Here is a 21,766-nt window from a genome sequence, read left to right as displayed (position 1 = left end):
CATTTATTTTTCACGTTTCTCACTCATTTCTTTTAAATATTTTTTCGGATAATGGGCAATCATGCGTCCTGCTCCAGATTTTACAACAAGCATGCCACTATCGGGCTCTTCTTCCGCCATTTCCCATTCTTGCCAAAGCTTCAGAATCTCCCTCGCCGTCTCTTCCCCCGATTCCTTCCTGTACTGCTTGCTCCAGCCATGGCCGTAAATTTCCTTTACTTCAGCGACAAGGCTTTCAAAAGTCGCATATGGCAAACGGATGGTGCCTAGCTCAGTCGGTTCTAAATCTTCTAGATTTCGTAGATGCGCCATTGTGTGTAATGCCACATCACTGATTGCCCGTTGATCAGGGAACAGCGTGTAGCGTCTTTTTTGTTCAGGCAACGTTAATAAAGCGACATTTTTAAACACTTCAAGCCCGAAAGGAGTGTGTTCTTCCAAGTCTTCACGCAACCGGTTGCGGTAATTTCGGATATAGGCAAAATCTGCATCTTCGGTATTTTCGCGATGTACCACAGGCGAAAACAACAGTTTCCGATAAACACGTTTTCGCCTGCGGTCGTCTGGATGCCGCAGCCACTCACTTTCTAAAATCTCTTCCATCGAATGAAAGCGAAACAGATCATCGGGATAAGAACGCATGAAATAACGTCCATAAATCGACACTTCATACAGCACTTCCTCTTCTTCATTTGATTGGAATAAGTCGATGCTGCCATCAATGGTTTTGACCAATTTTAGTTTTACAATTTCTTTTAATGCCCGAACGAGCGAGCGCCTATGCTGATAATTCGTCCAATCGAGCGAAAACTCGCCTGGATACATTTCCTGAATGTTTTCGACCAAATCAGAAAGCAGGAATTGTTCGTCCACCGAACGTTGTTCCGTATAAGCCAACGCGCAACAGAAAATGGCGTAGTCCATTGGTTCTGCAAACGACTGGATGCCCATCCAAATTTTAGGTTCGACCGGAATTTTTTCAAGCTTAATAAAATGCTGGTGAATGATTAAATCAAAGCCAAATTTATCGCTGATATAGCGCTTCAATTTATGTTCCCGCTCACGAATCAATTTATATACTTGTGGTTCATCCTCGCGCAAAACCCAAAATTGTTCAAACAATATACCCAGCGCTTCTACCGTCGCTTCATCAAAACGTTCTTCTCTTTCACTCATGCCTTCACCTCTTCTCGAATAAACCGAAACCGGACATTCGGCATTTCCAAGGTTCCGTCATGTGATTGGAGAAGAACCTTTTCATGTCTATCCAAAGTAACTTCCACTTTCATTCCATATTCGGTCTTGATCGTGTGATCTTCTCTCACCATCGCTTTGCCGATCCATGACAGCAAAAGCTTTCGAACATGCGGTTCTACGATCGGCAATTCATGCAGGAGGATTTCGCTTTCATTCATATAACTTTCAATAACCTTTTTCTCAGCATTTCGCTGTTCAAGATGCAGCCGTTTCGTTTCTTCTTTCTTCAATCGGTGATCCGTCATTTCTGTCGGCTTTGTCGTTTCACGGTACTCACGGATACGGGGCTGTGTTTCATGGTCCATCGGTGTTTCCTGCCATGTATCGATGTAAATGTCATCCGTCGGAATGTGATCTGAATAGAAATGGCGTGTATGAAATACGCCAAAGGCAACAGAAGACAATTTATGCGCTTCTTCAATTGAGTTCATGTCGGCAAACCACTTTGCCAAATGCAGGTAATCCTCCTTCCTGCTACGGAACTGTTGATTGCGTTCACCGAGCCGCTGCACAATTCGTGTTATACGGCGAATCGCATCATTGGTCTTTCGCTGAAGCATTTCATATTGGCTGTCTTCGCCACTTAAAAACCAATCCTTCAAATTTACCCATCTCGCGTCCAGTTCTGCAACGGGATCTATGTGGAACTGTTCAAAACGGAAGGTTTTTCCCTCATGGCTGACCACTTTTTCAAAAAAATGTGTGATTTGCTGTCTCTCCATGGATGTCAGCAGACCCTGAATCTGTGAAGCGGTTCGCTGCAGCGCAATGATGAAGTCCCGCAAATAAGTCGTAAATTGATCTTTATACGTGAGGAAAGCTTCTGATTTCATTTGTTCGTTGGCATCTTCACTGAGAAGATAGGCAAAATAATCGGATGTATTCTGCCTAATTTTATTAAAATAAGTAAGGACATCATCCCAATACTGTGCACAGATTTCTTCGTTGTCGTTTTTTGAATCTGCCACCCTTTGAAGCGACTGGTACAAACGTTCGAACTGTGTTTTTTCAAGCGAACCTCCGAATGTATCACCGGCTTGCTCAAAATTCAGCAGCATCCGTTCAAACTCGACAGTATACGGCGTGCATTGGTAGCGGAACCGCTTTTTCTTAAACTCCTCAATCGTTTTGGCATTGCCGCTTTCCTGCTGTGCCAAAAGATTACCCCATTTCGTAAGAGAAGCCAGGTCTATATGCAGTTCGTCAATTGAATAGGTTTTGAAGAAAGCCGACTGCTTTAAATGTGCCAAAATCTCTTCTGGAAACAAAAACTCTCTCATGCGCTCATGCTGTATATAAAAAAACCTTAGAATCGCCCGGTACGTTTCGCTTTTTTCCGTAGACAAATACGTCGCTTCTTTAACTCGCTTAAACTGGCCTTCAATCATCCGCTCATCTCCTTTACCGAAATTTCCTTTCTTCTATCGTATCGGAAATATTCTTTCATATCTATACACGCTGCCCACTTTCGTTAATCGGCTCGAAACCGTATACTACTATAAGTAATCAGAATAATTATACAGGGAGGTTGAGCTGTGAATCCTTCTTTTTCACCACTCGGCGACCAAGCAATTGTCATTGAACTCGGCAATGAAATCAATGAACAAACAGAACAGCTGGTCAAAAAAGTATCGGCTCTGCTCGAAAGCCGGAAGCCGGCATGGATGGTTGAATTTATTCCGGCATTCACAACCGTAACTGTCTTTTACGATCCGTGCATAGCCACATACGATAATGTCCGAACCGAATTGACGGAACTTTTGACGCATCTCGGTGAAGACCGTGCTGTTGAATCCAGAACCGTTGAAATACCCGTCTGCTATGGCGGTGAATTCGGCCCTGACCTAGAATTGGTGGCGCAGCATAATGGGCTGACGCCACGTGAAGTCATCGATATCCACACTTCCGGTGATTATTCGGTCAACATGATCGGTTTTGCGCCGGGCTTTCCCTTTCTTAGAGGGATGTCCGAGCGAATTGCAGCGCCGAGGCGCGATTCACCACGCCTCCGCATCCCCGAACGGACAGTAGGCATTGCCGGCATGCAGACCGGTGTTTACCCGATTGAAACCCCGGGAGGCTGGCAGTTGATCGGCAGAACACCGCTTCGCTTGTTCCTGCCCGAAAATAGCATCCCCAGCCTGCTCCGGGCAGGTGACAAAGTGATTTTCAAGGAAATTTCAGAAGACGACTATTGTGCATGGGAGGAACATCCAGATGTTGAAAATCCTTAAAAGCGGACTGCAGACCACTGTGCAGGACTTGGGCCGGACCGGCTTCCAGAAATACGGTGTCATTGCCAGCGGCGCGATGGATCCTTTCGCACACCGCCTGGCCAATTTATTGGTCGGCAATAACGAACAGGCGGCAACTCTTGAAATTACATTGGTCGGACCCGCTATCCAATTCACCGAAGATGCGCTCATCGCTGTATGCGGTGGAGACCTGAGCCCCAAAGTGGATGGCAGTACGGTACGCACATGGCAAACCCTTGCTGTCAGAAAAGGCAATACCTTGACGTTTGGTGAGCCTCGCGTAGGTGCCCGCTGTTATTTGGCCATCGCCGGCGGCATCAACGTACAGAAAGTGATGGACAGCCGGTCTACTTACCTGCGCGCCGGAATCGGCGGATTCCAAGGAAGGGCTTTGGAAAAAGGCGATGAACTTCCAGTTGGCCAAGCTTCTCTTCAACAAAAAGTATTGCAGCATAGTGAAAAAGGGTTTGATTGGCTGCTGCCACCTGCCCGTTATTTTGAAGAACCGGTGATCCGGATGATGCCAGGACGGCAATTCGACTTATTCGACGAAGCCAGCAAAGCGCGAATCTTTCAGGAGGCTTTTGCCGTTTCACCCAATTCTGACCGAATGGGATACAGGCTGGAAGGCCCTTGCCTGGCACTTGAAACTCCCGCAGAACTGATTTCGGAAGCGGTGGCTTTCGGCTCTGTCCAGGTACCCGGGGACGGCAACCCGATTGTCCTGCTGGCAGATCGCCAAACGACGGGCGGCTATCCGAAGATCGGACAGGTTGCGTCTGTAGACTTGCCCCTCATCAGCCAATTAAAGCAAGGGCAACAGCTGCGTTTCAAAAAGATCTCCATGGCAGACGCCCAACAACGTTGGATCGAGCAGGAACAGTCGATTCGCCAAATAAAAGCTGCAATCCAGTTGAAATGGGAGGAATGGACATGAAGTATAAAGTGGATTTGAACTGCGATATGGGGGAAAGCTTCGGTGCCTATAGGATGGGCAATGATGAAGAAATACTCGATTACGTAACGTCAGCGAATATTGCCTGCGGCTTTCACGCCGGGGACCCAGCGACCATGCGCAAGACCGTCAAATTGGCGCTCGAAAAAAACGTCGGCATCGGTGCTCATCCAGGCCTTCAGGATCTGGTCGGATTCGGACGCCGAAACATCGCCTTGTCGCCTCAGGAAGCCTATGATCTGACCATCTATCAAATCGGTGCCTTGTCGGGATTTGTCAAAGCAGAAGGAGGCCAGCTGCAGCATGTGAAAGCGCACGGCGCTTTATACAATATGGCTGTAAAAAATGCCGCCTTATCAGAAGCCATTGCTGAAGCCGTCTATAAAATCGATCCAGAGCTGGTGCTGTTCGGCCTATCAGGCAGTGAAATTACCAAAGCTGGCGAGAAAATTGGGCTGCGGACAGCCAACGAAGTCTTCTCCGACCGAACCTATCAAAGAGACGGCTCATTGACGCCGAGGACGGAAAGCAATGCATTGATCACCGATCCCCGGATCGCCATCGATCAAGTTATTCGCATGGTCAAGGAGAACAAAGTCGCCACTGTTGAAAGTGGTGATGCCGAGCTCCAGGCGGAGACCGTCTGCATTCACGGGGATGGCATTCATGCACTCGATTTTGCCATCCAGATTTCGAGATCCTTGAAAGAGGCAGATATCGAGATTCTTAAAGTAAGCGAATTCGTCTAGTACGAACCGCGGAGGATTTTGATCGCGGAAAGAAAGTGGCGATCATCAAAAAAGGCAATGCCCATTACCGGGGCATTGCTTTTCTTCATGTATAAAAGATTCTCTTGCTTAACTCCTGCCCAATCAGCTCAGCAATCTTTTCGAAGTAAACTGGACTGTGCGGCACCAAATCCTTTAAGCTGATCGCCCTGTTAAAAATTCTCTTGCTGCCATCCGATAGTATCTCAAAGCCTTCGATGTCCACTCTTTCTTCCTTTCCCGCAAATAAATCTTCCAATGCCTCAAAATCAAGCTTTGCCATGCCGGACACTTCTTCCAACTGCAACTCAAACCTAACATCAACGTTCTCTAAATCCTGGTATAAGAAGCACTGGCAGCGTTCATTATCCAGAAAACCGGGCAACGCAATTTGATCCTTGATCATTCCAAGAGGGGTCAGATCAGTAAAATCCACTTGAATACCAAGCTCTTCCTGGATTTCCCTGATGCCATCTTCAACTGTTTCGTCCGCCAACAGATGGCCTGCTGCCGTGATGTCGAAAAGCCCTGGAAAGTCCTTCTTATCTTCACTGCGCAGCTGAAGATACACGACGTTCCTATTGCCTTGGCGGCCAGCCAACCAGCAATGAAAAGTTTCATGCCAATAGCCATTTTCATGTACAGCCTTCCGGTCAGCTATGCCTTGTTGTATTCCCTGTTCATCGTAAATGCGTATTTTTTCCGTCTCCATTTCCGTGCCCCTTTTTTCTTTTAGCATCGCAAAAAAACCGGCCATTTATCCGGCCGGCCTCAGCCTCCCCAATAATAGCTTGATCTGCTTGCCCTTAAGTCAAATTAGGTATATTGGTTAAACCGGGCATCGTCTGGCGCGACATGCTTGATGAACAGCAGGTCTTCTTCCGTAATGTCTGGAACGAAAAATTCGGTGCCCCAATGCTCTGAAGAGAAAATGTGCTGCTCTCCTCTGCTGAGGAAAACCGAAAACCACTTTAGCTTATTCTTTCTGCTGACATGCCGGGTCATCAGGAATTCAGCGATGTCCAATGTCAGAAGTCCGGAAAAAATGGTCATTCCCTGCTTTTGATCGATATCGAATAATCCAGGTAAATTTAAAGTGAGCTCAACAATTGTTTCCGTTTCTTCATCGAAGCAATGGATTTCAAAGAGATCGGATTTGGCCAGAAAATATTCCATTAAAAGGAGCCAGTAGTCATAGTTTCCAATCGCCGGTATCCGCCCCAATTCCCGGTCATCTGCGAATTCGGTAAGTTCAAACTGCAATTGCGTTTTAAGTTCCATGCATGCTTCACCTGCCCTTTTCTCCCTATAAGCACATTAATCCTCGGTATTCAAACGCCTAACCAGTCCAGTGACTTCGCTTAAGCCATCAATTTCCCCGTCTGCATCCAGACAGCTCCAATGCTCGTCTTTTTTCCAAATGGCCTTCATGCCGATTGCTTTTGGAGCCTGTATGTCATTTTTCGGATGATCTCCGATATAGATAGCTTCGCCCGGTGAAACGCCCAAGTTTGCCAACTTATCCTTTCAATTTTGAACTCCTCGATTAACTACTGATAGAACCGGTCTTTCCAAACATAGCCTTTGGCATCCAATTCGATAAGCCGTTTGATGAAAAGATCTATTGGAATATGCTTTAAATGTTCGCTTAATCGGTTGTACTGCTCAACTACAAACGCTGCCAGCGAACTGTCCCGGTCTAATAAAGTGCCATCCAAATCAAAAATAACGGCTTTGATCATTCCAATTCTCCAGTCCCTTCATTCGCTGCTTCCCAGATTCAACCTCTGGTAAAAGCCTAAGGATTCCATTAGAAATTCTTTATCATAATGCGTTTTTTCATGTATTCTTTCAACCCATTGCTCCATCGTTTCAATCGGGGAATCCTTGTAGAGCCTGGTGCTCGTACTTAAAAAACTTTCCCAATTGTCGAATTCCCAATGGACGGTTTCGCCTTTTCCCCTCAGCCGAACCTCGACCAGCGGTTTCGGATGAATATGGTGCTGGGAATATTCAGCCGCTTCTAAAAAATCCTTGCGTTCCACCGCATCTATTCCATAGACCTGATTGGACTGTTTGCCATTCGGCCGGTAATAAATGACCTCAATTTTTTTATCAGCCGGCGCTATCTGAACTTCCGCTCCGGGGAAAAACCCTGGCAGTCTATCGCTTTTAAACTCAGGGTTGTCCACATCAACCAGAATCGGCTGGATCCACTGATCTCCTAAATCGCATAGGAACCTGCTTCCATCCGCGTCTTCAGCCATGATCGCTGCATGTGACTGTTCCGTTCCCAGGCCGCTGCCTACCGGATAGGCTTTCACGCCGGCCTCATCAAAAGCTGCCAGCAGCCAAATCGCCAAATCAAAACAATTTCCGGTGATACCGAATTGGTCGCGATGCTGTTTCATCAGTGCTACACTGCGCTGCTTTTGCTCGCCAGACTGCTGATAATGCCAGGCTTTGGTCAAGGTCTCCATCGGAAAACCATCAAACTGCCGCCATACGGAAAGGATTTCTGCCGGTGCTTCCATTTCCTCCACCTTCTCTTTTTTCGTATGGCTATTACTTCTGTTTTTCCTATAGAAATTCCTTCCACCATCAAAAAAACTTCAGATATTCGGCTGCGATAAAACAAAAAGGAACAGGGCTGTGGGTCTGCTCTTTTGCTGCATACTTGTGTTTCAACTACTCTACAGTCTTCGAATAAAGTTCTTCAACAAAAGGCAGCTCCCTTTTACAGGAGCTATCTCAATCTCTTCTCTACTCTACTCTTTGTTCAACCAGCTTCTTTAAATTCTCAAACATCAAGCCCCAGCCTGCGCGGCTTTTCTCGCTAGACTCTGTACCGGTTCGCTTGACGTCCTCTTGTGTCCAACCCTCTTCATGCGGCACGACAATCTCCTGGACAAAGGCCATTTCACAACTTTTCTGCACCATCGAAATCCAAACCGTGATACGGTCTTCATGGTCGCTGAGCTGTGGCATCTTGAAGCTGAACATCAGCTTATGCGGCGGCTTTAATTCCAAGTATTCGCCAATCGCCCGGTACTCCACGCCTTCCCGGCGATCGACGATTTCCCAGCTGCCGCCTGCACGCAACACATTCTTCGCCACTTGGTTGGTGTCCTCTTGCGTGAACAGCCATTTCTTCATGAGTTCCGGGTTGGTCCATGCCTCATAAACTGCTTTGTCACTAGCATTGAAACGGCGCGCCATTGATAACACGACAGTTGAAGTTGTCATCTGAATCATCCTTTCCGAATTGGAATAGACAGCCGTGCGTTTTATTGCCATCAGTGTAACCCAGAACTTTTTATCAGGCAATATAATCCTCATTGCCTTTTGTCGTGAAATAAGGCGGCCCTATTTTTGCTAACTTGCAGACATGCAGTCATATACCCGATTCAAAAGACAGAAACAGGGTAATTTCTCGCTTTTATATAGTGACCAAACCGAAAATATCACAGCTTTCACTACTTTAATAAAACATTAAGTTTAATGATTGCACTTCAGCCCCACCATTCCTTTATTCTTTATCGTTTTGAACAAAAAAATCACCTTTGCAGATTAATCTGCAAAGGTGATTTTTTGGCTTTATTCTACACCAGGATTTTTAAACTATCTTACGCTTTCCAATGCCTGTTTCACCGTCGCATAGGAATCCACATCGAGCATATCAATACCGCTGTAAACGATGGTCTGGACCAGGTCCGGCCGTAATCCGGCAATTACTACATGAATGCCCATCAATTGGAGTGTCCCACCGATCTGCTGGATCGACTGCGCAATATGGTCGTCAATGGTCAAAACACCTGAAAAATCAATGACGACATGATTGACGTTCATCTCCGCAATTCTCGGAATGACATTGTTTAAGATATGCGTAATCCGGTAGCTGTCCATCACACCAATTAGTGGCAGGACAACGACGTCATCAAGAACCGGTACGATTGGCGCTGACAGATTGAGCAGTTCCATCTGGGTTTCTGCCTGGTACCGTTCCGACAGCCGCTCAAAAGCATAGAATGTTTCATTTAAACTAACATCCAGTATTGCATCAATGCCTCTGGTTGCTTTGGCATTTTCCACTACCGTCAATCCGAACTGCAGGCTGAGCCGCGTAAAAATCTCCGAAAAAACTTGCCGCGTCACTGGATAACGAATGACAATTTCCGAAATCTTGCCGCCGGAAGCCACCTGCATTTCCGCATTCTTTTTGCTCCACTGGATCAACGAATCCGGAACTTCAATGCGGTTCCCTTCCGGAAGGGATTGCCCGAAAAATCCGAGAAGCTCAACATACATGCTGGCGGCCTGCTCTTTTTCCCATTGGGGAATCTCCAGGTTCATCTCCTGCACTACCGATTCAACCACTTCCGCTGATAACGATTCAGCATTTTCACTTATGTATTGGGAAAAGTCATTAAACGAAGACATTCAATTCACACCTTTTTCTTTATGCTACATTAAGTATACCATTTGGCAGGGGATGGGATGGGAAATCCAAGGCTAATCTTTGTCCATTTCTTAAAAAAGTACCCGATTGATAATTTCCAGAGCTTCAAGTTCTCTCGTCTTATTAACTATTTAGAAAAATTCTTTGTAGCTACCTGCTTAAATAAAAGATAACAAGGTTATTTCTGCTCCTCATTTACCATATCTTTTAATACTGCAAAAAGCAAAACCCCCTTCGGATATTAATCCAAAAAGGGGGTATAGTCTAGCCAGCAGCTGACTTTATTATTCCACTGTTACTGATTTCGCCAAGTTGCGTGGCTTATCAACGTCACAGTCGCGGTGAAGCGCTGCGTAATAGCTGATCAGCTGCATCGGGATGACCGATACGAGCGGTGACAACAATTCGTTGACCTTCGGAAGGACCAGGCTGTCGCCTTCTTCTTGCAGGCCTTCCATTGAAATGATGCATGTGTGAGCGCCGCGTGCCGCTACTTCTTTAACGTTTCCGCGGATGTTCAAGTTAACCGACTCTTGTGTTGCAAGAGCGATAACCGGTGTGCCTTCTTCGATCAAAGCGATTGTTCCGTGTTTTAATTCGCCACCGGCAAAGCCTTCTGCCTGGATATATGAAATCTCTTTCAATTTCAATGACCCTTCAAGTCCAACGAAATAATCCATGACACGGCCGATAAAGAAACAACTGCGTGTTGTAGACAAGTAGTCTGAAGCAATCTGCTCCATTTCTTCTTTCGAATCAACTTGCGCTTGAATGGCATTCGCAACAATTCCAAGTTCCTGAACCAAGTCAAAACCAATATCGATGCCGCGTGCTTCCGCTGTTACTGCACCCAAAATAGACAATACTGCCAATTGAGCTGTGTAAGCCTTAGTCGAAGCAACGGCAATTTCAGGACCTGCATACAACAATAAGGTATGGTCAGACTCACGTGACAAAGTAGATCCTGCTACGTTTGTGATGGTCAATGAGGCATGGCCCAGTTCTTTGATTTTCACCAATACCTGGCGGCTGTCCGCTGTTTCCCCTGATTGGGAAATAAAGATGAACAATGGGTTTTCCGACAGCAGGGGCATGTTATAGCCGAATTCGCTTGAAACATGAACTTCAACTGGGATGCCTGCTAATTTCTCGATGTATTCTTTTCCGATCAATCCTGCGTGGTAGCTTGTTCCAGCCGCAATAATATGGATGCGGTCAGCAGCCTGCATCGCGTTTAGGATTTCCGGTTGGATGGTCAATTTGTCATTTTCGTTCTGATACGCCTGAACAATTTTACGGACAACCGCTGGCTGCTCGTCAATTTCCTTCAGCATGTAATGAGGGTAAGTCCCCTTTTCGATATCGCTCATGTCGATTTCTGCAGTGAACGGCAGACGGCTAACTGTCTCGCCTTCCAAGGTCAAAATTTCCACGCTATCTTTGCGGACGATGACGATTTCCTTATCCATCAATTCGACAAACTGATCTGTCAATTGAAGCATAGCCATCGCATCAGATGCTACGACATTAAAATCTTCGCCAAGTCCCACAAGCAACGGGCTTTTGTTTTTCGCTACGAAAATCGTTTGTTCTTCTTCCCCGTCCAATAATGCAATCGCATATGAACCCTTCAGTAAGGTAAGAGCTTTGCTGAAGGCTTCTTGTGTTGTATGGCCTTCTTCAACAAACTTACCGATCAATTGAACGATGATTTCTGTATCTGTATCCGACTCCATAGCCACGCCAGCCAAATAATCGCGCTGAATGTGGTGGTAGTTTTCAATCACGCCGTTATGCACGATTGTGAAACGGTCAGATGTATTCTGGTGCGGGTGAGCATTAATGCGGTTCGGTTTGCCATGAGTAGCCCAGCGTGTATGGCCGATTCCTGTAGTCCCCATCACTTCTTCTTCCACGACGCCGCGAAGATCTGCAATGCGCCCTTTTTCTTTGAAGACTGTTACGCCCGTGCCGTTGCGAACAGCAATTCCTGCTGAATCATACCCACGGTACTCCAAACGTTCCAAGCCTTTCAATAAAATTTCTTTCGAGTCATTTTCTCCAATATATCCAACAATTCCACACATAGTCTAATTCCTCCGTTTTTCTAAAAATCAAATGAGTATTTGTCTGTTTCACAAACACTTCTGGTTGAGCCCATCCATCTTGTTGTCCAATCGATCGCTCGACTGTTTTAAGAATGGACATAACGACCGGGCTTCACGGCCGGAAGGTATCCGCCGAAATCTCGATACTCCTTCTCCTCGTCTACTGAAGATGACTGATCCGTCCGATTTCTTCAGTACAGGCGCTGTAATTGTTTTCCTCGCACTAACTACTATCCCCCTTTTGCTACGGTAGTAAACCGACTTTATTATCATACAGCTTTCACACAATCTCGTCAATTAAAGCAGATAGTTATTTAGGTCTATATCACCAAATTTTTCCGTTAACTGGTTCTTTTTCCTTTTTTTATATTTCATCTTATAAAAATACTTAAAGAAGCCGCTTCGGCCGCTTTAGGGATGCTTCAAGCAAAAAAACCAGGCAAAGTGTGCCAGCAATCGGCCAAACTTCAGTACAAGGACCGAATCAATAAACGCGGAAATGGAAATAAGCGGCTGTGAAAAACCCTGTACAACATGTTGATGAATAGGATCTCCTGGTGGGCGAAGATGCAAAATGCCATTGTGGATCATTAAAAAAGTACTCAATGCAATGTCCCATCAGGTTGCGGTGATTGCCTGTATGAATAAGTCTTGAAAGTCGCATTTCACCTTATCCAACACAGACGACTCTATCAGCACGAATCCGGCAAGGCTTCGCTAACGCATTCTCTTCCAACACACAATCCCCACGATAAAAAGAAGGATCGCCAGGTTTATTTGGCCTGCCGATTTTCTCTTTGTTTCCTGCTTGCCGGTTGCTTGGCGTGCAGGTGCTCAACTCGCGGGATAGCGAGACGACCGAGACCCCGCAGAGAGCAGTGCGAGCGAGGAGGCTTGGGCGCGAGCGCCGGAACGCCAAGCACCCTATTCGAACTCCTCGCTTCCTTGCCTCTCCTGGCTAATCCATCAGAAAAATCCTTGACTACCGATAAGAAAGCGTCCGTCTGGAGCGACTTCTTCACATACAAAAAGACCGTAAGCAAAGATGCTTACGGCCTCCAGATTGCTGTATTTGATTAGTTCAAGCCCATTTCGCTGCGTACAACTTCCGCAATGCTTTCCACATAGTTTTCACAGTCTTTTGCAGAAGCTGCTTCTACCATAACACGCACCAACGGTTCTGTACCCGATGGACGCACAAGCACGCGGCCGTTGCCGTTCATCTCAGTCTCCACTTTGGCAATGACAGCTGCCACTTTGGCGTTGTCTGTAACGGCATGTTTGTCCGTTACACGAATATTCACAAGTTTTTGCGGGAAGATGGTCATTTCAGACGCCAACTCGGACAATTTCTTGCCAGTGATTTTCATGATATTGACAAGCTGCAAGCCAGTCAATAAGCCATCACCCGTCGTATTGTAATCCAGGAAAATAATGTGGCCGGATTGCTCGCCACCCAGGTTATAGCCGTTTTTCTTCATTTCTTCCACTACATAACGGTCGCCGACAGCGGTCTTGTTGCTCTTCATGCCGTGGTTTTCCAATGCTTTATAGAAGCCCATATTGCTCATGACAGTTGAAACCACTGTATCTTTTTTCAGGCGGCCTTCTGAATGAAGGTGCTTGGCGCAAATGTACATAATCTGATCGCCGTCCACGATTTGGCCTTTTTCGTCCACTGCAATCAGGCGATCACCGTCACCGTCGAATGCAAGTCCGATATCCGCACCTTTAGCAAGAACCAGTTCCGCCAATTTCTCTGGATGAGTAGAACCCACTCCGGCGTTGATGTTCAAGCCGTTCGGTGAAGCTCCCATTGACGTGATGTCTGCATCCAGATCCGCAAATACATGCGTCGCCAATGTAGACGTTGCACCATGCGCACAATCAAGCGCCACAAGGATGCCAGCGAATTCTTCATCGACTGTCTGCTTCAGGTACTGCAGGTATTTCTGGCCGCCTTCAAAGTAATCCGTGATGCTGCCAAGATCGCCGCCAGTCGGGCGCGGTAGTAGATCTTCACTGCCGTCCAGCAAGGCTTCAATTTCCGCTTCCTGCGCATCTGACAACTTAAAGCCGTCTGAACCGAAGAATTTGATGCCGTTGTCTTCTACAGGATTGTGCGAGGCAGAAATCATGACACCCGCTTCAGCGCTCATGACGCGCGTCAAGTAAGAAACGCCTGGTGTACTGATGACGCCAAGACGCATAACTTCTGCGCCTACAGAAAGCAGTCCGGCAGCCAAAGCGCCTTCCAGCATTTCACCTGAAATACGTGTATCGCGGCCAATTAGCACTTTCGGTTTGTCTTTTGCACTTTTCGTTAAGATATATCCGCCAATGCGTCCTAATCTAAAAGCCAGTTCAGGTGTCAGCTCCGTATTGGCAACTCCCCGTACTCCATCTGTTCCAAAATATTTTCCCATTCTAATTTTCGCTCCTTCAACCATTTGCTTCTGATTGTTTTATTTAAGCTTTCGCTTCTTTATTGCCTTTATGGTGTTGTGTCTTCAGCGGTATCTGAACTCCCAAGATCTTCTGGGGCCTGTGCAGAGCCATCGACAATCGTTTCCGCCTCTACCGTGACTTGCCCTGGTGATACCGCAGAAGCACCAGAAGGGCTTTCCAGCTCGATTTCCAATGTGCTGTCCTCTGCAGTGACGCTTGCGGCATCCACTTTGATCACATATTCGGTAAGTTCATCCACGACCGTTTCCGGTCCGAAAACGCGGACTTCTTCGGTGGATGTACTCCAACCAGTGATGGTAATGCCTGCACGGGCTTCACCGGTCGGTTCGATTCTCACCGGCACTACCTTGCTGTATTCAACGACATCTACTTCTACTTCCACTTCTGCGGGTTCAATTTCCGCATTTTCCAGCTTCGTCAAATCCTCTGCCAAGACACGGACATGGGCCGCCGTCGTAAAGGATTCCTTTACTCCCTGCTCCCCGGAAACTGTTGCTTTGACAAAGCTGATGGCATCAATCATGCTTTTTGGACCGGTCACCGTCACCGTTTCCGGTTTGACAGCCACGCTATCCAAAATAAAGCCGTCCGCCAGCATTCGTTCATTTATTTCCGGATCGATGCGGAACTCCTGAGACACCCGCTCTTCAATCACAACATTCACAAACGCCGGATCTACGCGGATATTTAATTGTTCAGACAGATTTTCGGTTTGAATTGGGACTTGATGCTCGCCCATCGGCAAATTGCGCAAATCCACAAACAATGTGAAGTCTTCCAGTTGACGGGCGGTCTGTATAATACTGACAGGACCGTTCAAATGCAGATCTGCTGTTTTTGGTACACCACTGACCATGAGGCTATTATCGTAGTATACCTCCAGTTCCACATCTTCAATCACTTCCGACGTCCGACCGGCGTCTGTTGTCCCTGTGGTATTATCTTCCGCCTTCACGGAGAAAAATAAAAGGAAGGCCAACAGCAGCGCCGTAATCCGTAAAAACCAGCGATTGTCCATCATCTTATCCATTTTTTTTCCCCCTCCAATTCCACCAGGAAAGAGCGACTTCCTGCTGTGCTGCGCCGAACCAGATTCGGCGCAGCTTCACTTCGAAGTCTTCCAGTGACAAATTGCGGTGCAAATCGCCATTCGCCGTCAGGCTGATGGCACCTGTTTCTTCCGACACGACAATCGTGATCGCATCGGTCACTTCACTGATGCCAAGGGCTGCACGGTGGCGCGTTCCCAGCTCCTTCGAAATGAACGGACTTTCAGACAGCGGCAAATAGCAGGCCGCGGCGGCAATCCGGTTTTTTTGTACAATCACCGCTCCATCGTGCAGCGGTGTATTCGGAATGAACAAATTGATCAGCAGCTCGGACGTAATATCCGAATTCATCGGAATGCCGGTCTCGATGTATTCGCTCAAACCCGTTTCACGTTCTATCGACACCAATGCCCCGATTCGCCGTTTGGCCATATAGCTGACGGATTTGGACATCGCTTCGATCAACCGATTGCGTTCGGACTCTTCATTCAGCGTACTGCTGGAGAACAGCTTGCCGCGGCCGAGCTGTTCAAGTGCACGGCGCAGCTCTGGCTGGAAAATGATGATGATGGCCAGGAAGCCCCATTCCAGTACCTGTTGCATGATCCAGCCCAGTGTTTCCAGGTTGAGTGCTTGCGTTACAAGGCGCGCGATAATAATGACAAAGATCCCTTTCAGCAATTGAACAGCCCTTGTTCCTTTGATGACGGTGATCAATTTATAGATAACGAACCAAACTAATAAAATATCAATAATATTCCCTAGAAGTTCGAGTGGTGTTTGGTCTGTTAAATTTTCCAAAAAAGGCATCTGCAACCCTCGCTTTTCTACATCTGCATATACGTTCAGTATATCATAAGTGAATTGGGCTTGCCTTCATAGAAAAAACCCATCCTTTAGGAGAGGATAGGTTTTACTCTTTTGTTTGGCTGTCGTCTGTGTCAAAAATAGCGGCTGCATCTTTTAAGCCATTTTTAATGGTGTACCACAGCCATTCAAACGCTTTGTCAATTTCCTCAATTTCACCGGTAATGACCCCGCCCGAGGCCATGTATTGGCCATTGATGATCGTCACATCTCCGTGAAGCTCGCCTTCCACGCGCAAATCGCCATTGCGCACAGTCAAGTCGCCGACTACTGTGTGTCCTTTAGGAACCACCACTGTCTGGGCCTCTACCACCAGATTCGGCTGCTTGGTAAAAGAAAATTGCTGATCGTCGTTGAAGTTCGTAAATAATGCCGCGCTCATCAATACGCAGAACAGCGCTGCAGCTGCCAGCATCGGATGTCTTCTGAACCAGCGCTGGACACTTGCCCCTTGCCTTTCTTTCGGCAGACGCCCCATGGTCTTCTGGACAAAATTAGAAGGTGCCTGTATATGTGATGCACTTTGGACAAATGCAATGGTTTTGCTTAATGCCTGATACTGCTTTCTGCAATCGCTGCAGCTCTCCAAGTGCTCTCTTAATTGTCTCTCATCGCTTGGACTGATATCCCCATCAAGGTAATCGTCCATTAGATGAATCACGTTTTCCGGACACGCATTCATCGCGCTCGCCTCCTACAAATTGCTCAATTGCTTGCGAAGAGCTTCTCGCCCTCGGTGTATACGTGTCTTTACCGTACCCAACGGCAAATCCAAGATCTCACTGATTTCCGCCAGCGGCAATTCTTCAATATACTTTAATACAATAGCGGCACGGTACTTATCTGGCAAGCGGCTGATTTCGTACTGTACCCGCTCCTGAACTTCCATCCGCATCAACTCTTCTTCCGGAAGCTCATCGTCATTGGCAATTTTCGAATACATGTTCAAGCCTTCCGTCCCGCGCACTTCAGCATCCAGGTGATAGTCCGGTTTTTTCTTACGGATTCGGTCGATGCACAGATTGGTGGCGATGCGGTACAGCCATGTCGAAAATTTACGCTTCTGATCAAACGTGTGGATATTTACATAAGCGCGCATAAAAGCTTCCTGGGCAATATCTTCTGCTTCCTGCTTGTTGCCAAGCATCCGGTAGCAGATTTGATACAGCTGGTGCTGGTAAAGCTCCACGATTTCGGCGAATGCGTTCTGATCGCCTTTTAGTACCTTAGCTATTCGTTTATTGACTAACGCATCCATGATCTCATTTCCCTCCGCCTATGCGGCTGTACTTTATATACGTCCCTTGTCTCTAAAAGTTTCAATTATTTTTTCTTATTCTATCGTATCAGACAATACCCAAATAAATCCAACTAATTTCGAAACGTTTTCCATCCGAAAAAGTTTCCTGTTTCACGGCATAAAAAAAACAGGCTTTCGCCTGTTTTTGATTACAATAATTTTTCGCCGAATAAAGAACCGATCAATGCAACCGCTACATCAGCTGTCCGATTTTTTTCATCCAGAATCGGATTGACTTCTACAAACTCAGCAGAAGTAATGATGCCTGCATCAAACAGCATTTCCATCGCTAAATGGCTCTCGCGGTAGCTGATGCCGCCTGGAACTGGTGTGCCGACACCTGGTGTGTACATCGGGTCAATGCCATCAAGATCCAACGACAGATGGACTGCATCCGTCTTGCGCTCTTCTTTCAAATAGCGGATGGAATCTTCTATTACCGCATTCATGCCCATTTTGTCGATTTCGTGCATGCTGTAAACGCGGATGCCGTGTTCTTTGATCAACTGGCGTTCGCCTGGGTCTACTGAGCGTGCGCCGATGACGACGATGTTTTCAGGCTTTACTTTAGGTGAATAGCCGCGGATGTTCGTCAGTTTTTCATGGCCGTGCCCAAAGCTCGCCGCAAGCGGCATACCATGGATATTGCCGGATGGCGATGTATCACTGGTGTTCATGTCCGCATGCGCATCATACCAGATGACGCCCAGGTTTTCGTGGCGTTCGGAAACCCCTGAAAGAGTTCCGATGGCAATGCTGTGGTCGCCGCCTAGCACCAATGGGAAATTACCGGCTTCGGCCACTTGGAATACTTTATCGCCCAGCGCTTCTGTCGCTTCCGTAATCGCTTTCAAATTACGCAGGTTTGTTGATGCATCGACGCTGCCATCTGCATGGCCAATCTGAATGTCCCCTTCGTCTGATACGGTGTGGCCTAATTCTTCAATACGGTCTACTACTCCAGCGTAGCGGATAGCACTTGGCCCCATGTCGACTCCGCGGCGATTTTGTCCGTGGTCCATTGGAACCCCAATAATAGATATGTTTAATTTATTCATTATTTTATACCCCCTTAGCAAGATAGATTCATTGTAACCGCTAAGGTCTATTTGGCTCAACCTGACAAAATCAGGTATATTTATTCATTTTTTCCGCGAGATCTTTTTTCACTTTCGGCCAGTCCTGATCAATGATTGAATAGACCACCGCGTCTCTCGGCTTACCGGTCGAACGGATGCGTTCATTGCGCAATATCCCTTCTTTTACAGCGCCGATGCGCTCAATGGCCTTCTGCGAGGGGACATTGTCGGCATCCGTTTTGAATTGTACACGGATCATGCCACGCTCTTCAAAACAGTAACTCAGCAAAGCGCGCTTGACTGACGTATTGACATGCGTCCGCTGAGCAGACTGTGCGTAGAAAGTGGCGCCGATCTCACAGCTTTTATTGGTTTCGTCAATTGCATATATGCGTGTGGTGCCAAGGATCTCATCCGTCTGCGGGTTTTCCACCACAAAAATAAGTACGTTCGATTGGTTCAGACCCGCTTCCAACCAGGTTACCATGTCTTCAAAAGACTCTACTTTATTAAGCATATGTTCAAATATTTCCGGGGTATACAGCGCCCACAACGCTTCAAAATCTTCCCTCTTCAATAAACGCAAACGAATGCCATCCGATTCAATAATCATCCCTATCTCTCCTCTTTAAGTAAAATATACCAACTGGATGCGCCGCAGAAAATGTGTTTCAAGCTCACCCATCGTTTTCGTCAAAAAATAAGTGGAGACTATAGAAAGAGGAAACAAGTCGAAATGAGCTTCCATCAGTCTCCCTTCAACCAACTCCCGCCGAACCATCGACTTTGGCAAAAACGAGGCTCCCCAACCCTTCTTGGATAAATCGTTTGGCAATATGGGCCTGCATCACTTTCATGGTCCGAATGCCTGGTACATGAAGCCGCAGTTTTCCTAGAAGCTCTTCCCAAAACACAGGATGATGATGCGTAAACAGGATCGAATTCCGCAATGCCCACCCCACTGAAACGACTGGCCCATTCTCGTCATCACAAGTATCTCTTGGCAGAATGAACAGCAGCGGATCTTCATAAACAACGCGTTGAGCAATAGCCCGTCCGAGAGGCGGCAAGACCGAAATACCTGCAGTTACCTGCTCTGATTCAACCAGAGCTTGGATTTTCTCGGATTCTTCCACGCGGATCACCAATTCCACTTCTGGATGCTGGCCTATAAACAATTTCAGCACATAAGGCAAAATCGTTTCCGCCATCAAAGGGGAAATCGCCAAAATCCATTTTTCGCGGTAACCCTGCGCAAAGGAATGAAGTTCTTCGACACTGTCATCCAGTTGTTCCAGCACCTGTGCTGCCTTGTCTTTAAAATGCCGCCCTTCTTCTGTCAAGGAGACCCGGTTATGGCTGCGTTTGAATAAAGAAAGACCCAGACTTTCTTCCAGCAACCGGATATGGACAGCGACACTGGGCTGTGACATCATCAAGCGTTCCGAAGTCATTCGGAAATTCACGGTTTCTGCAACATCCACGAAGGTTCTTAAGCACTGGACTTCCATGACGTTCCCCATTTCAATTACTATTCTTAATTGTATCAATTATATATCTTTAATTTTTTTTATCAAGATAGGAGATTAAACTAAAAGAAAAAGAGGAATTCTCATGTTTCAGCAAGGATTGAAAGGTGTCGTAGCTGTTCAAACAGCGATTGCTTCTGTAGATGGAGACCGGGGAGAACTGCGCTACCGGGGACAATTGGTGCCAGACTTAATCCAGGGCAGGTCGTTCGAAGAAACTGCCTATTTTCTTTGGCATGGCCATTGGCCCGATGCTGCGCAACTAACAAACTTACAACAGCAATTGATCGACTGCCGTAAACTGCCGGCGCATATTGCCGGCATCACGTCACGCAGCTATTGCCAAAAGAAACATCCTTAATGGACGCTATGCGGACGCTGGCATCAGCTTATACCCACGCCGACTTCCAAACTCTGCCCTCCCCAGAGCAGGCTATTGCGCTGACAACTGCACTGCCAGTGATGACCGCTTCATTTTATCGCCTTCAAAACGCTCAGGAGACGATCTAGGACACACAGCCAACTACCTGTGGATGATCAACGGCCAGGAACCGACCAGCCCACAGAAGACCCTCGGTCAGTTATTCTCCGTAAGAAATGCCTGGAACTGCAAGGGGAAGATTCATGGCTCGACTTGGCGGCTGCTGCCGAGACACGCATCCCCGAGCTGCTGAACGAACGCAAACCGGGGCGCTCGCTCTGCACCAATGTAGAATTCTATGCCTCAGCCATCATGCGATCGATTGCGATGCCGCCAGAGCTATTCACACCCACATTCAGCATTGCCCGCATAGTCGGATGGACTGTGCATTAGAGCAGCAGGAGAACAACGTCATTTTCCGCCCTCAGTCCAAATACATCGGAAACTAAAAAAAAGCCGTATCCAAGTTAATGGATACAGCTTTTTTTACACATGGATAGTACAAATACACATGGAACAATGGAGCCTAGGGGGCTCGAACCCCTGACCTCGTCACTGCCAGCGACGCGCTCTCCCAGCTGAGCTAAGGCCCCGCGCTGAACAGGCGCAAGGAATTTGAAAATGAGCCATGAAGGATTCGAACCTTCGACCCTCTGATTAAAAGTCAGATGCTCTACCAGCTGAGCTAATGGCTCATAATAAAAAATGGCTGGGGTACCTGGATTCGAACCAGGGCATGACGGGATCAAAACCCGTTGCCTTACCGCTTGGCTATACCCCAAGTATAATAAAACTGGTGGTGGGGGGCAGATTCGAACTGCCGAACCCGAAGGAGCGGATTTACAGTCCGCCGCGTTTAGCCACTTCGCTACCCCACCGTATGCACTTATCAAAAAAATGGTGGAGGATGACGGGATCGAACCGCCGACCCTCTGCTTGTAAGGCAGATGCTCTCCCAGCTGAGCTAATCCTCCATAAAATTGGTGACCCCTACGGGATTCGAACCCGTGTTACCGCCGTGAAAGGGCGGTGTCTTAACCGCTTGACCAAGGGGCCTTGATTAAAATAAATATGTTTAACTTCCTGCTAAGAAACTCCTAAAAGAAAACAAAAGCTTCCAACCGGATTCGAACCGGTGACCTCTTCCTTACCATGGAAGCACTCTACCTGCTGAGCTATGGAAGCAAGGTAAAAGAATCATTAGGTACAAAAAAATAAACATAGAATAGCCCAGCGACGTCCTACTCTCAC

General features: G+C 47.0%; 23 protein-coding genes and 7 tRNA genes. 5 read left to right on the top strand and 25 right to left on the bottom strand.

Annotated elements, in window-relative coordinates; genetic code table 11:
- Positions 1-3: 3 nt before the first annotated feature.
- Positions 4-1,176 (bottom strand): TIGR02678 family protein, encoded by a 1,173-nt coding sequence (locus tag J7I83_RS12220; protein ID WP_215101120.1) that lies wholly within the window; start codon positions 1,174-1,176, stop codon positions 4-6.
- Positions 1,173-2,645, bottom strand: coding sequence for a TIGR02677 family protein (locus J7I83_RS12215; protein ID WP_215101119.1), 1,473 nt, complete (start codon positions 2,643-2,645; stop codon positions 1,173-1,175). Before J7I83_RS12215 ends, J7I83_RS12220 begins: the two co-directional genes overlap by 4 nt.
- Positions 2,646-2,792: 147 nt before the next feature.
- Here J7I83_RS12215 and pxpB point away from each other — a divergent pair, with 147 nt between their 5' ends.
- Genes pxpB through J7I83_RS12200 form a run of 3 tightly spaced genes read left to right on the top strand, consistent with a single transcriptional unit; the run spans position 2,793 to position 5,216 of the window.
- The gene (gene pxpB, locus J7I83_RS12210; protein ID WP_215101118.1) at positions 2,793-3,491 is read left to right on the top strand and encodes a 5-oxoprolinase subunit PxpB; all 699 of its coding nucleotides are present in this window, start codon (positions 2,793-2,795) and stop codon (positions 3,489-3,491) included.
- Entirely contained in the window at positions 3,475-4,449 is a 975-nt protein-coding gene (locus tag J7I83_RS12205; RefSeq protein WP_285228698.1) for a 5-oxoprolinase subunit C family protein, read from the top strand. The genes pxpB and J7I83_RS12205 overlap by 17 nt, the downstream gene beginning before the upstream one ends.
- On the top strand, positions 4,446-5,216 hold the full coding sequence (locus J7I83_RS12200) for a LamB/YcsF family protein (protein WP_215101116.1): 771 nt from the start codon (positions 4,446-4,448) through the stop codon (positions 5,214-5,216). Before J7I83_RS12205 ends, J7I83_RS12200 begins: the two co-directional genes overlap by 4 nt.
- An 85-nt stretch (positions 5,217-5,301) precedes the next feature.
- Here J7I83_RS12200 and J7I83_RS12195 read toward each other — a convergent pair whose 3' ends face one another.
- From J7I83_RS12195 to J7I83_RS12125, 16 genes are all read right to left on the bottom strand, one after another.
- Positions 5,302-5,946: an NUDIX hydrolase gene (locus J7I83_RS12195; RefSeq protein WP_215101114.1), complete on the bottom strand. Its 645-nt coding sequence runs from the start codon at positions 5,944-5,946 to the stop codon at positions 5,302-5,304.
- Positions 5,947-6,050: 104 nt separating this feature from the next.
- The gene (locus J7I83_RS12190; RefSeq protein WP_215101112.1) at positions 6,051-6,515 is read right to left on the bottom strand and encodes a hypothetical protein; all 465 of its coding nucleotides are present in this window, start codon (positions 6,513-6,515) and stop codon (positions 6,051-6,053) included.
- Positions 6,516-6,551: 36 nt separating this feature from the next.
- Positions 6,552-6,743, bottom strand: a complete 192-nt coding sequence (locus tag J7I83_RS18125) for an HAD family hydrolase (RefSeq protein ID WP_353048273.1) — start codon at positions 6,741-6,743, stop codon at positions 6,552-6,554.
- Between the two features lie 41 nt (positions 6,744-6,784).
- On the bottom strand, positions 6,785-6,976 hold the full coding sequence (locus tag J7I83_RS18120; protein ID WP_353048272.1) for a hypothetical protein: 192 nt from the start codon (positions 6,974-6,976) through the stop codon (positions 6,785-6,787).
- An 18-nt stretch (positions 6,977-6,994) separates the two neighbouring features.
- Positions 6,995-7,768 (bottom strand): hypothetical protein, encoded by a 774-nt coding sequence (locus J7I83_RS12180; protein ID WP_215101110.1) that lies wholly within the window; start codon positions 7,766-7,768, stop codon positions 6,995-6,997.
- A gap of 229 nt (positions 7,769-7,997) precedes the next feature.
- Positions 7,998-8,480 carry an SRPBCC family protein gene (locus tag J7I83_RS12175; RefSeq protein ID WP_215101108.1) on the bottom strand — a complete coding sequence of 161 codons (483 nt, stop codon included), beginning with the start codon at positions 8,478-8,480 and terminating at the stop codon, positions 7,998-8,000.
- Positions 8,481-8,855: 375 nt separating this feature from the next.
- Complete coding sequence (locus J7I83_RS12170; RefSeq protein WP_215101106.1) at positions 8,856-9,674, bottom strand: STAS domain-containing protein; 819 nt, start codon at positions 9,672-9,674, stop codon at positions 8,856-8,858.
- Between the two features lie 303 nt (positions 9,675-9,977).
- A complete protein-coding gene (gene glmS, locus J7I83_RS12165; RefSeq protein ID WP_215101104.1) occupies positions 9,978-11,780 on the bottom strand; it encodes a glutamine--fructose-6-phosphate transaminase (isomerizing) in 1,803 nt (600 codons plus the stop codon).
- 1,097 nt (positions 11,781-12,877) lie between these two features.
- Entirely contained in the window at positions 12,878-14,227 is a 1,350-nt protein-coding gene (gene glmM, locus J7I83_RS12160; RefSeq protein ID WP_215101102.1) for a phosphoglucosamine mutase, read from the bottom strand.
- 68 nt (positions 14,228-14,295) lie between these two features.
- On the bottom strand, positions 14,296-15,300 hold the full coding sequence (locus tag J7I83_RS12155) for a CdaR family protein (RefSeq protein ID WP_215101100.1): 1,005 nt from the start codon (positions 15,298-15,300) through the stop codon (positions 14,296-14,298).
- Complete coding sequence (gene cdaA, locus J7I83_RS12150; RefSeq protein WP_215101098.1) at positions 15,293-16,129, bottom strand: diadenylate cyclase CdaA; 837 nt, start codon at positions 16,127-16,129, stop codon at positions 15,293-15,295. The genes J7I83_RS12155 and cdaA overlap by 8 nt, the downstream gene beginning before the upstream one ends.
- Positions 16,130-16,232: 103 nt before the next feature.
- Complete coding sequence (locus J7I83_RS12145; protein WP_215101096.1) at positions 16,233-16,868, bottom strand: anti-sigma factor family protein; 636 nt, start codon at positions 16,866-16,868, stop codon at positions 16,233-16,235.
- A 12-nt stretch (positions 16,869-16,880) separates the two neighbouring features.
- Positions 16,881-17,444 (bottom strand): RNA polymerase sigma factor SigW, encoded by a 564-nt coding sequence (sigW, locus tag J7I83_RS12140; RefSeq protein WP_215101094.1) that lies wholly within the window; start codon positions 17,442-17,444, stop codon positions 16,881-16,883.
- Positions 17,445-17,635: 191 nt separating this feature from the next.
- Positions 17,636-18,544, bottom strand: coding sequence for an arginase (gene rocF / locus J7I83_RS12135; RefSeq protein ID WP_215101092.1), 909 nt, complete (start codon positions 18,542-18,544; stop codon positions 17,636-17,638).
- A 70-nt stretch (positions 18,545-18,614) separates the two neighbouring features.
- On the bottom strand, positions 18,615-19,178 hold the full coding sequence (locus J7I83_RS12130) for a GNAT family N-acetyltransferase (protein WP_215101090.1): 564 nt from the start codon (positions 19,176-19,178) through the stop codon (positions 18,615-18,617).
- 145 nt (positions 19,179-19,323) lie between these two features.
- Positions 19,324-20,076: a LysR family transcriptional regulator gene (locus tag J7I83_RS12125; protein WP_251047632.1), complete on the bottom strand. Its 753-nt coding sequence runs from the start codon at positions 20,074-20,076 to the stop codon at positions 19,324-19,326.
- Positions 20,077-20,179: 103 nt separating this feature from the next.
- Between J7I83_RS12125 and J7I83_RS17865 the strand changes: the two genes are divergently transcribed.
- Together J7I83_RS17865 and J7I83_RS17860 are read left to right on the top strand one after the other, a co-directional pair.
- The gene (locus tag J7I83_RS17865) at positions 20,180-20,455 is read left to right on the top strand and encodes a citrate/2-methylcitrate synthase (RefSeq protein WP_251047631.1); all 276 of its coding nucleotides are present in this window, start codon (positions 20,180-20,182) and stop codon (positions 20,453-20,455) included.
- A 168-nt stretch (positions 20,456-20,623) separates the two neighbouring features.
- Positions 20,624-20,908 carry a citrate/2-methylcitrate synthase gene (locus J7I83_RS17860; RefSeq protein ID WP_353048271.1) on the top strand — a complete coding sequence of 95 codons (285 nt, stop codon included), beginning with the start codon at positions 20,624-20,626 and terminating at the stop codon, positions 20,906-20,908.
- A 127-nt stretch (positions 20,909-21,035) separates the two neighbouring features.
- Here J7I83_RS17860 and J7I83_RS12115 read toward each other — a convergent pair.
- The 7 genes from J7I83_RS12115 to J7I83_RS12085 form a co-directional block, all read right to left on the bottom strand.
- A tRNA-Ala gene (locus J7I83_RS12115) sits at positions 21,036-21,108 on the bottom strand.
- A gap of 29 nt (positions 21,109-21,137) precedes the next feature.
- Positions 21,138-21,210: transfer RNA gene (locus tag J7I83_RS12110), tRNA-Lys, on the bottom strand.
- Between the two features lie 11 nt (positions 21,211-21,221).
- Positions 21,222-21,296: transfer RNA gene (locus J7I83_RS12105), tRNA-Gln, on the bottom strand.
- A 13-nt stretch (positions 21,297-21,309) separates the two neighbouring features.
- Positions 21,310-21,393: transfer RNA gene (locus J7I83_RS12100), tRNA-Tyr, on the bottom strand.
- Between the two features lie 20 nt (positions 21,394-21,413).
- Positions 21,414-21,489 (bottom strand) — tRNA-Val (locus tag J7I83_RS12095).
- A gap of 7 nt (positions 21,490-21,496) precedes the next feature.
- Positions 21,497-21,571, bottom strand: a tRNA-Glu gene (locus tag J7I83_RS12090).
- Positions 21,572-21,627: 56 nt separating this feature from the next.
- A tRNA-Thr gene (locus tag J7I83_RS12085) sits at positions 21,628-21,700 on the bottom strand.
- Between the last annotated feature and the right edge of the window lie 66 nt (positions 21,701-21,766).

The organism is Planococcus sp. ISL-110 (assembly GCF_018613575.1).
In the GTDB taxonomy this organism is placed as follows: Bacteria; Bacillota; Bacilli; order Bacillales_A; family Planococcaceae; genus Planococcus.
Note: the sequence above shows the minus strand (reverse complement) of the source record. Positions and strands in the feature narration are given on the sequence as shown.

Bases quoted from the DNA above. Each gene is read 5' to 3' on its own strand.
- J7I83_RS12220 (WP_215101120.1), bottom strand. From the start codon at position 1,176: ATGAGTGAAAGAGAAGAACGTTTTGATGAAGCGACGGTAGAAGCGCTG.
- J7I83_RS12215 (WP_215101119.1), bottom strand. From the start codon at position 2,645: ATGATTGAAGGCCAGTTTAAGCGAGTTAAAGAAGCGACGTATTTGTCT.
- J7I83_RS12205 (WP_285228698.1), top strand. From the start codon at position 3,475: ATGTTGAAAATCCTTAAAAGCGGACTGCAGACCACTGTGCAGGACTTG.
- J7I83_RS12200 (WP_215101116.1), top strand. From the start codon at position 4,446: ATGAAGTATAAAGTGGATTTGAACTGCGATATGGGGGAAAGCTTCGGT.
- J7I83_RS12195 (WP_215101114.1), bottom strand. From the start codon at position 5,946: ATGGAGACGGAAAAAATACGCATTTACGATGAACAGGGAATACAACAA.
- J7I83_RS12190 (WP_215101112.1), bottom strand. From the start codon at position 6,515: ATGGAACTTAAAACGCAATTGCAGTTTGAACTTACCGAATTCGCAGAT.
- J7I83_RS18120 (WP_353048272.1), bottom strand. From the start codon at position 6,976: ATGATCAAAGCCGTTATTTTTGATTTGGATGGCACTTTATTAGACCGG.
- J7I83_RS12180 (WP_215101110.1), bottom strand. From the start codon at position 7,768: ATGGAAGCACCGGCAGAAATCCTTTCCGTATGGCGGCAGTTTGATGGT.
- J7I83_RS12175 (WP_215101108.1), bottom strand. From the start codon at position 8,480: ATGACAACTTCAACTGTCGTGTTATCAATGGCGCGCCGTTTCAATGCT.
- J7I83_RS12170 (WP_215101106.1), bottom strand. From the start codon at position 9,674: ATGTCTTCGTTTAATGACTTTTCCCAATACATAAGTGAAAATGCTGAA.
- glmS (WP_215101104.1), bottom strand. From the start codon at position 11,780: ATGTGTGGAATTGTTGGATATATTGGAGAAAATGACTCGAAAGAAATT.
- glmM (WP_215101102.1), bottom strand. From the start codon at position 14,227: ATGGGAAAATATTTTGGAACAGATGGAGTACGGGGAGTTGCCAATACG.
- J7I83_RS12155 (WP_215101100.1), bottom strand. From the start codon at position 15,300: ATGGATAAGATGATGGACAATCGCTGGTTTTTACGGATTACGGCGCTG.
- cdaA (WP_215101098.1), bottom strand. From the start codon at position 16,129: ATGCCTTTTTTGGAAAATTTAACAGACCAAACACCACTCGAACTTCTA.
- J7I83_RS12145 (WP_215101096.1), bottom strand. From the start codon at position 16,868: ATGAATGCGTGTCCGGAAAACGTGATTCATCTAATGGACGATTACCTT.
- sigW (WP_215101094.1), bottom strand. From the start codon at position 17,444: ATGGATGCGTTAGTCAATAAACGAATAGCTAAGGTACTAAAAGGCGAT.
- rocF (WP_215101092.1), bottom strand. From the start codon at position 18,544: ATGAATAAATTAAACATATCTATTATTGGGGTTCCAATGGACCACGGA.
- J7I83_RS12130 (WP_215101090.1), bottom strand. From the start codon at position 19,178: ATGATTATTGAATCGGATGGCATTCGTTTGCGTTTATTGAAGAGGGAA.
- J7I83_RS12125 (WP_251047632.1), bottom strand. From the start codon at position 20,076: ATGGAAGTCCAGTGCTTAAGAACCTTCGTGGATGTTGCAGAAACCGTG.
- J7I83_RS17865 (WP_251047631.1), top strand. From the start codon at position 20,180: ATGTTTCAGCAAGGATTGAAAGGTGTCGTAGCTGTTCAAACAGCGATT.